Origin of the sequence: Mesorhizobium sp. M7A.F.Ca.MR.176.00.0.0 (assembly GCF_004023165.1) — a bacterium.
Taxonomy (GTDB): Bacteria; Pseudomonadota; Alphaproteobacteria; order Rhizobiales; family Rhizobiaceae; genus Mesorhizobium.
Genome location: NZ_RZTC01000186.1, coordinates 1 through 6,969, shown reverse-complemented (window position 1 = coordinate 6,969; position 6,969 = coordinate 1). Strand labels below are relative to the sequence as shown.

8 protein-coding genes and 1 pseudogene are annotated in these 6,969 nt (G+C 63.5%); 3 read left to right on the top strand and 6 right to left on the bottom strand.

Annotated elements, in window-relative coordinates; translation table 11 throughout:
• From EOB59_RS32955 to EOB59_RS32940, 4 genes and pseudogenes are all read right to left on the bottom strand, one after another.
• Positions 1-698 (bottom strand): annotated as a pseudogene (locus tag EOB59_RS32955) (rhomboid family intramembrane serine protease); the annotation flags it as partial.
• Between the two features lie 29 nt (positions 699-727).
• Entirely contained in the window at positions 728-1,309 is a 582-nt protein-coding gene (locus EOB59_RS32950; protein WP_127270629.1) for a cob(I)yrinic acid a,c-diamide adenosyltransferase, read from the bottom strand.
• Positions 1,310-1,331: 22 nt separating this feature from the next.
• Positions 1,332-1,523: a twin transmembrane helix small protein gene (locus EOB59_RS32945; RefSeq protein ID WP_013529428.1), complete on the bottom strand. Its 192-nt coding sequence runs from the start codon at positions 1,521-1,523 to the stop codon at positions 1,332-1,334.
• Between the two features lie 25 nt (positions 1,524-1,548).
• On the bottom strand, positions 1,549-2,415 hold the full coding sequence (locus EOB59_RS32940; RefSeq protein ID WP_128290173.1) for an SDR family oxidoreductase: 867 nt from the start codon (positions 2,413-2,415) through the stop codon (positions 1,549-1,551).
• 55 nt (positions 2,416-2,470) lie between these two features.
• Between EOB59_RS32940 and EOB59_RS32935 the strand changes: the two genes are divergently transcribed.
• Complete coding sequence (locus tag EOB59_RS32935) at positions 2,471-3,322, top strand: YihY/virulence factor BrkB family protein (RefSeq protein ID WP_127270626.1); 852 nt, start codon at positions 2,471-2,473, stop codon at positions 3,320-3,322.
• A 118-nt stretch (positions 3,323-3,440) separates the two neighbouring features.
• Here EOB59_RS32935 and EOB59_RS32930 read toward each other — a convergent pair whose 3' ends face one another.
• Entirely contained in the window at positions 3,441-4,337 is an 897-nt protein-coding gene (locus EOB59_RS32930) for a DMT family transporter (protein WP_128290172.1), read from the bottom strand.
• A gap of 148 nt (positions 4,338-4,485) precedes the next feature.
• Positions 4,486-5,361, bottom strand: a complete 876-nt coding sequence (gene gluQRS / locus EOB59_RS32925) for a tRNA glutamyl-Q(34) synthetase GluQRS (RefSeq protein ID WP_127397256.1) — start codon at positions 5,359-5,361, stop codon at positions 4,486-4,488.
• Positions 5,362-5,434: 73 nt separating this feature from the next.
• Here gluQRS and EOB59_RS32920 point away from each other — a divergent pair, with 73 nt between their 5' ends.
• Positions 5,435-6,076: a DNA-3-methyladenine glycosylase gene (locus tag EOB59_RS32920; protein ID WP_127268792.1), complete on the top strand. Its 642-nt coding sequence runs from the start codon at positions 5,435-5,437 to the stop codon at positions 6,074-6,076.
• Between the two features lie 128 nt (positions 6,077-6,204).
• Positions 6,205-6,762 (top strand): HNH endonuclease, encoded by a 558-nt coding sequence (locus tag EOB59_RS32915; protein ID WP_006328497.1) that lies wholly within the window; start codon positions 6,205-6,207, stop codon positions 6,760-6,762.
• Positions 6,763-6,969: the final 207 nt, after the last annotated feature.

Genomic DNA, 6,969 nt, shown 5'->3' with positions numbered 1-6,969 from the left:
CGCAACGTCCTCGTCGGCGCCGGCAAACAGCGGCACACGCCGCGGCTGCGCAGGACGAGCACAAGAACGGCTCCGGCAATGATGCCGCCGATATGGCAAGCCCACGAAATCTGGTCCTCGCCGCCGGCGGCAAACATCACCACCTGGAACAGCACCCACAAGATGAGCGGGATGAAGGCCGGAATCCGCAGCGGGATGCGGGCAAAGGCCAGCACCCAGACCTTCACCCTGGGATAAAGGATCAGATAGGCGACGACCACTCCGGCGATGGCGCCGGAGGCACCGATCAGCGGCGCCTGCGAATCCCAGGCGACGAGGCCCTGGAAGGCGGCGCCGGCGATCGCGCACAACAGGTAGAAGATGAGGTAGCGGATGTGGCCGAGCGCATCCTCGACATTGTCGCCGAACACCCACAGGAACAGCATGTTGCCGCCGAGATGGAAGATGTCGGCATGCAGGAAGGAATAGGTGAGGTAGCTCAGGCTTTCGGGGATGACGATGAAACGGGGATCAAGCTCGGCGGTGTCATGGACGACCGACGGGATGAAGCCGAGGCCAAGCACGGCGGCATTGGAGAAACTCTCGCCGCCGAGCGCGGTGGCGAGGTAGACCAGGGCATTGACCACGATCAGCCCGATCGTCACATATTGCAGCCTGATGTGCCGCAGCCTGTTGGTGTCGTAAAGCGGGATGAACATTGCCCCAGGCCCTCTTCCGCTTTCGACAATCAGCGGTTCTTGCCGGGAACCCATAGCACGTCGGCGTTTCCGTTGTCATTGACCGCCCGGGCGGCGACAAACAGGAAATCCGAGACCCGGTTGATGTATTTTAGACCGTCGCGGTTGACGTGCTCGTCCGGATCCTGGGCAAGGGCCACGATCAGCCTTTCGGCCCGCCGCGCCACGGTGCGGGCAAGGTGAAGTGCCGCCGCTGCCGGCGTGCCGCCATTGAGCACGAAGGATTTGAGCGGCTGAAGCTCCTTGTTGAGAAGGTCGATGTCCTTTTCGACCCGGTCGGTCTGCACGGCGACGATCCGAAGCGGCTCATAGCCGAGCGGCTTGCCGTCGTCGGGCACGGCGAGATCGGCGCCGAGGTCGAAGAGATCGTTCTGGATGCGGGAAAGCATGGCGTCGATCGCGGGATGGATCGCGGCCGTGTGGACCCGGGCGATGCCGATGCAGGCATTGGCTTCGTCGACCGTGCCGTAGGCGTCTACCCGCAGGTCGGATTTCAGCCGCCTCTCGCCGGTGCCGAGACCCGTGGTGCCATCATCGCCGGTGCGGGTGTAGATCTTGTTGAGCTTGACCATTTCGCCTCCCCGCCGACATCCCTCACTTGCGGGTGAAATACACCGCAAGCAGGATCAGCACCAGCGCCACGGCCTGCAGCATGACGCGCGCCTGCATCAGCTTGTTCGATGTGACGCCGGAGCCGCCGCGCATCATATTGATGAGGCCACGAACAAGCACGACCGCAACGGCGACCATGACCAGAATGGCGAGAATGTTGAAGACGGTTGCCATTGTTTCGTTCCAGTTGTTTTGGCGTTCAGGCGCGTTTGGCCATCAGGCGGTAAAGCATCGATGCCGGCAGGATGCGTTTGAGCACCGCACCGATCCTGGCCGGCAATGTTACCACATAGTGCGGTCGCGGGCGCCGCGACAGAAGTGCATGGCGCAGCGCCGCATGAACGACTTCCGGCCCTGGCTTCAAGGCCGATTGGCTGCCGCCGGCCCGCAGCCGTTCGAGTTGCGCCGCATAGTCCACGCGGTGCACGGAATTTTCGTGGTCGATGTTGCTGAGAAACCAAATGAGGCCATTGCTGGCGATCTTCGACTTCACCGGCCCCGGCTCGATCAGCGAAACGTGGACGCCGCTGCCGGCCAGTTCCTGGCGCTGGCAGAGCATCAAGGCCTCCAGTGCATGCTTCGACGCGGAATAGGCGCCGCGAAAGCGCACCGGGACGAGGCCAAGGATCGACGAGCAATGGACGATGCGGCCCTGACCCTGGCGGCGCATCACTGGCACCAGCCGGCGGGTCAAATCATGCCAGCCGAAGAAATTCGCCTCGAACTGCTGCTTGAGCGCCGCGACGGGCAGATCCTCGACGGCGCCCGGCTGGGCATAGGCGCCGTTGTTGAACAGGGCGTCGAGCCGGCCGCCGGTGCGGTCGAGCACCGCCGTCACCAGCGAGGCGATGGAGTCCGGCTCGCAATAATCGAGATAGAAGGCCTCGATGCCATCGGCTTCGAGCGCGGCGATGTCCTGCGGCCTGCGCGCCGTTGCGAACACCCGCCAGCCTTCCGCCTTCAACGCGCGGGCGCAGTACGCGCCTATTCCCGAAGACGCACCGGTGATGATAATCGAGCGCAACTTTCGCGCCGGACTGTTCGTGGTTTCGCCAAGGGTTGCCATTTGCCGCAATCCCTTCCCATATTCCCGGCGTGGAGACAATTGGAGGGCGCGGTTCTTGTTGCGGAAGATCGTAGCCCTCAAGCGGGTCCTCTACGACGCGCTCGGCCATTTCAACACCGATGACGGCTGGGCGATGGCCAGCCATCTGGCGATCACATCGCTGATGGCGCTGTTCCCGTTCCTGATCTTCGCGACGACGCTGGCGAGCTTCCTCGGCGCGCAGGCGTTCTCCGACACCGCCGTGCATCTGGTCTTCGACACCTGGCCCGAACAGATCGCCAAGCCGATCGCGCGCGAAGTGCTCAATGTGCTGACCGTCCGGCGCACCGACCTTTTGACCTATGGCGTGGTGCTTGCTGCCTATTTTGCGTCGAACGGCATCGAGGCGCTGCGCACGTCGCTCAACCGCGCCTATCGCGTTTCGGAAACGCGCGGCATCATCTACCGCCGGGTGCAGAGCATCATCTTCGTTCTCATCGCCACGGCCGGTTTCCTGGCGATCAGCGTGCTCCTGGTGTTCGCGCCGCTGCTGGCGCGGATCGCCGAAGCCCATATCGACTGGATCAAGCCCTATATGGGCACCATCACGCTGTGGCGTTACGTCATCGCTTCGGCGGTCATTGTCGGCGGATTGTTTGCCGTGCATTTCTGGCTGCCGGCGGGCAAGCGCCGCTTCGTCTCGCTGGTGCCGGGCATCGTCTTCACGCTGGCGGCATGGCTTATCGGTTCGACCATCTTCGCCACCTATCTCGACCACTTCTCGTCCTATGTGACGACCTATGCCGGCCTGGCCTCGATCATGATCGCCGTGGTCTTCCTCTACATGGTCTCGGCGATCTTTATCCTTGGCGGCGAGCTCAATGCCGCGATCAGCCGCTATCTGGAGGCACGTGCGCGGGTGGGATGACAGGTAGAATTGAGGAATTGAAGAACTGAAGAATTGGAGAAAAAGCGGGCCATATCCGGCGCTGTCTGTGCTTCTTCCTCAATTCCTCAATTCCTCAATTCCTCAATTCCTCAATTCCTCAATTCCTCAATTCCACAGTTCTTCCCTTCGTCTGCCGCGCCGTTGCCAGGCCAACGCCGAATGTGGTGATCGCCATGCCCACGATCTGCAGGGCGTTGAGCTGCTCGTCGAACAGGGCCCATGCGATGACCGCCGTCACCGCCGGTACCAGGTAGAACAGCGAGGCCACTTTCGACATCTCGCCGTCGCGGATCATGACCATCAGCAGGAAGATGGCGCCGAGCGACAGCACCAGCACCAGCCAGGCCATGGCGAAGATCAGTTCGCCATTGATGATGACCGTGTGGGTTTCGAAGGCGAGCGAGGCGAGGAGCATCAGCGAACCACCGCCGACATATTGCCACATGGTCGCCGCGACGAGGTCGCCGCCGGAGGCGAAGCGCTTCTGCCAGATGGTGCCGGCGCTCATGCCGAGCACCGAGACCAGCGAGGCGGTCAATGTCGCTGCCGTCACGCCGCCGCCGAGCGCGCCGAGCTTCGGCCACAGCACGATGACGATGCCGATGAGGCCGATGCCGAGGCCAAGCCAGTGGCGCGGCAGGATCGCCTCGCCGAGAAACTTACCGGCAAGCACCGCTGTGATCAGTGGCTGCAGGCCGACGATCAGGGCCGAAAATCCGGCCGGCATGCCCCTGTGGATGGCCCAGAAGACGGCACCGAGATAGACGCCATGCATCAGGATGCCGGCGCCGGTGGCATGCAGCGCCTCCTGGCGGGTGGCTCTTTTCGAGCCAAGCACAAGCATCAGGACGGCCAGCAGGATGGCAGCGAGGACGAAACGCGCGGCGAGGAAGGTGAACGGTTCCGCCCACGGCATGGCGTAGCGCGCACCGATGAAGCCGGTGGCCCACAGGACGACGAAGGTGGCGGGAATGAACCGCTTGATGCTGTGCATGTTCCGCAGACGCCGCACTGGAGGGAGTTGACCGTGGCGCTGCTCTACTGCGCTTCAACCCGGCGTGCAAAACGAAACCATTGATCCATGCATCACCGGAATTCAACGGGCGTCAAGTTCGACATGCGTTACCTTGGCCGCGCCGCGCTCAAAGCCCGACCATCCCCCTGATATCGCCAGGCGACGCGCCGGCATTGCGCAAGGCGGCAAGGCCGGTATCGCCCAGGCTCTTCGACAGCTTTCGTCCGTCGGGCCCGAGGATGAGACGATGATGGAAATAGGCCGGTTGCGGCAGCCCCAGGAGTTGCTGCAGCAGGCGCTGCACGCCGGTGGCGGAAAACAGGTCCTGGCCGCGCACGACGTGGCTGACGCCTTGCAGCGCATCGTCCATGACGACGGCGAGGTGGTAGCTGGTCGGGATGTCGCGGCGCGCCAAGATCACGTCGCCCCAGTCCTGCGGGCGGGCTTCGACGGAGCGCGTCGCGGAAAGCGTTTCGTCGGAATACTCTGTCCAAGACAGGTCCTTGCCGACACGCGCCATGGCGGCCTCGACATCCAGCCGCCAGGCGAAGGGCGCATTCTCGACTATCCGCCGCTGGCGTTCCTTCAGCGGCAGCGCCTTGTCCACGGCGGGGTAGAGCGGCACGCCATCGGGATCGCGCGGCCAGTCGCGCCCACGCTTTTCGCTGTCGGTGATGAAGGCGCGGATCTCGCCACGGCTCATGAAGGCGGGGTAGACGAGTTCCTCCGCGATCAACCGCTCGAGCACCGCCTGGTATTCGGCGAAATGCTCGGACTGGCGGCGCACCGGCTCTTCCCAGCCAAGCCCCAGCCATTTCAGGTCGGCAAGCACGCCGGCCTCGAATTGCGGCGTGCAGCGCGTCGTGTCGATATCCTCGATGCGCAGCAGCAGGCGGCCGTGCGCCCGTGCCGCCAGCTTCTGGTTGAGCAGCGCCGAATAGGCGTGGCCGAGATGCAGGTCGCCGTTGGGGCTGGGCGCGAAGCGGAATGTCAGGAGTGTCATCTCTCAGGCGGCAATCATGTTTTGCGGCGCTTCGCCAATTGCTACCCTGTCGACGGTCGAGGAACAAGAAAGCATGCGCCGTATCGTGACATCAGACGACATTGCCCGGGGGCTCGATGCGCTTTGCGTGATCGACCCGCGCCTGGAAAAGGTGCGCGGCATGGCCGGCGAGGTGCCGCTGCGGCTGTCCGAGCCGGGGTTTCGAAGCCTGGCGTCGATCGTCGTCTCGCAGCAAGTGTCCCGCGCCAGTGCCGATGCCATCTTCGGCCGGCTGACCAAGCTCGTCGATCCGCTGACGCCGCAGGCGATCCTGGCCGCCGGCGAGGACATGTTTCGCGAAGCCGGCCTGTCGCGGCCCAAACAGCGCGGCCTGATCGCTGTTGCCCAGGCCGTGGTCGACGGCCTCGACCTTCATCACCTCTGTTCGCTCGATGCCGAGGAGGCGATCACGACGATGACGGCGGTGTCCGGCATCGGTCCGTGGACGGCGGAAGTGTATCTCTTATTCGCCGCCGGGCATCCCGACATCTTCCCCGCGCGCGACGTCGCGCTGCAGAGCGCGGTCGGCCACGCGCTCGGCATCGAGCCGCGTCCGCCGGAGAAAACCCTGATCGCATTGGCCGAATCATGGAGCCCGTGGCGAGGTGTCGCATCACGGCTTTTCTGGTCCTATTATCGCGAAACCAGAGGGCGGGACGCCGCGCCGCCGGCCTGAATCCGCAAAAAATCATAAAAATCATGCATTTTTGGCGCTTAGGCGACGCGACAATCCGCTTCACATCCCTGTCATGTCGGGCTTACAGTATCCGCGCCGTTCGGGTCTAGAACCAAGGAGGTGAACACGTGACGGTTGCCGTATCTCCGGATGGGCTTCCAGCACTGGTGCTGAATGCGGATTACCGTCCGCTCAGCTATTACCCCTTGTCGCTCTGGTCGTGGCAGGATGCTATCAAGGCGGTGTTCCTCGACCGGGTGAACATCGTCGCCGAATACGAGCACGCCGTCTCCTCGCCGACCTTCTCGATGAAGCTGCCGAGCGTGGTCAGCCTGAAGGCCTATGTGAAGCCCTCCAGGCACCCGGCCTTCACCCGCTTCAACGTCTTCCTGCGCGATCGCTTCCAGTGCCAGTATTGCGGCACGCCGGAGGATCTGACCTTCGATCACGTCATCCCCCGCCATCGCGGCGGCGCGACGACATGGGAGAATGTCGTTGCCGCCTGTTCGCCCTGCAACCTCAGGAAGGGCGGCATGATGCCGGCGCATGCCAAGATGTGGCCGCTGCAGAAGCCTTTCCAGCCGACGGTGCACGATCTGCACAACAATGGCCGCCTGTTCCCGCCCAACCATCTGCATGAGAGCTGGATGGATTATCTGTACTGGGATGTCGAACTCGAACCCTGAGATCGTTCGAGAATTCGGGAGGCTGGCCGTCTGGAGCGATTGTCTGCGCTTCCGCCTACCAGACCATGATATCCGACACTCCCCGGTATGGACCAGTTTGGTCGTGCTCACTTATCAGCGGCTTCGCGCTTAAGGACCGGCTTCCCCCACTCCGTCGCTGCTTCGCAGCGCCACCTCTCCCCCCTCCGGAGGGAGAGGAAGGGAGCC

Coding starts and splice junctions, on each gene's coding strand:
- EOB59_RS32950 (WP_127270629.1), bottom strand. CDS start 1,309: ATGGTCAAGCTCAACAAGATCTACACCCGCACCGGCGATGATGGCACC.
- EOB59_RS32945 (WP_013529428.1), bottom strand. CDS start 1,523: ATGGCAACCGTCTTCAACATTCTCGCCATTCTGGTCATGGTCGCCGTT.
- EOB59_RS32940 (WP_128290173.1), bottom strand. CDS start 2,415: ATGGCAACCCTTGGCGAAACCACGAACAGTCCGGCGCGAAAGTTGCGC.
- EOB59_RS32930 (WP_128290172.1), bottom strand. CDS start 4,337: ATGCACAGCATCAAGCGGTTCATTCCCGCCACCTTCGTCGTCCTGTGG.
- gluQRS (WP_127397256.1), bottom strand. CDS start 5,361: ATGACACTCCTGACATTCCGCTTCGCGCCCAGCCCCAACGGCGACCTG.
- EOB59_RS32920 (WP_127268792.1), top strand. CDS start 5,435: ATGCGCCGTATCGTGACATCAGACGACATTGCCCGGGGGCTCGATGCG.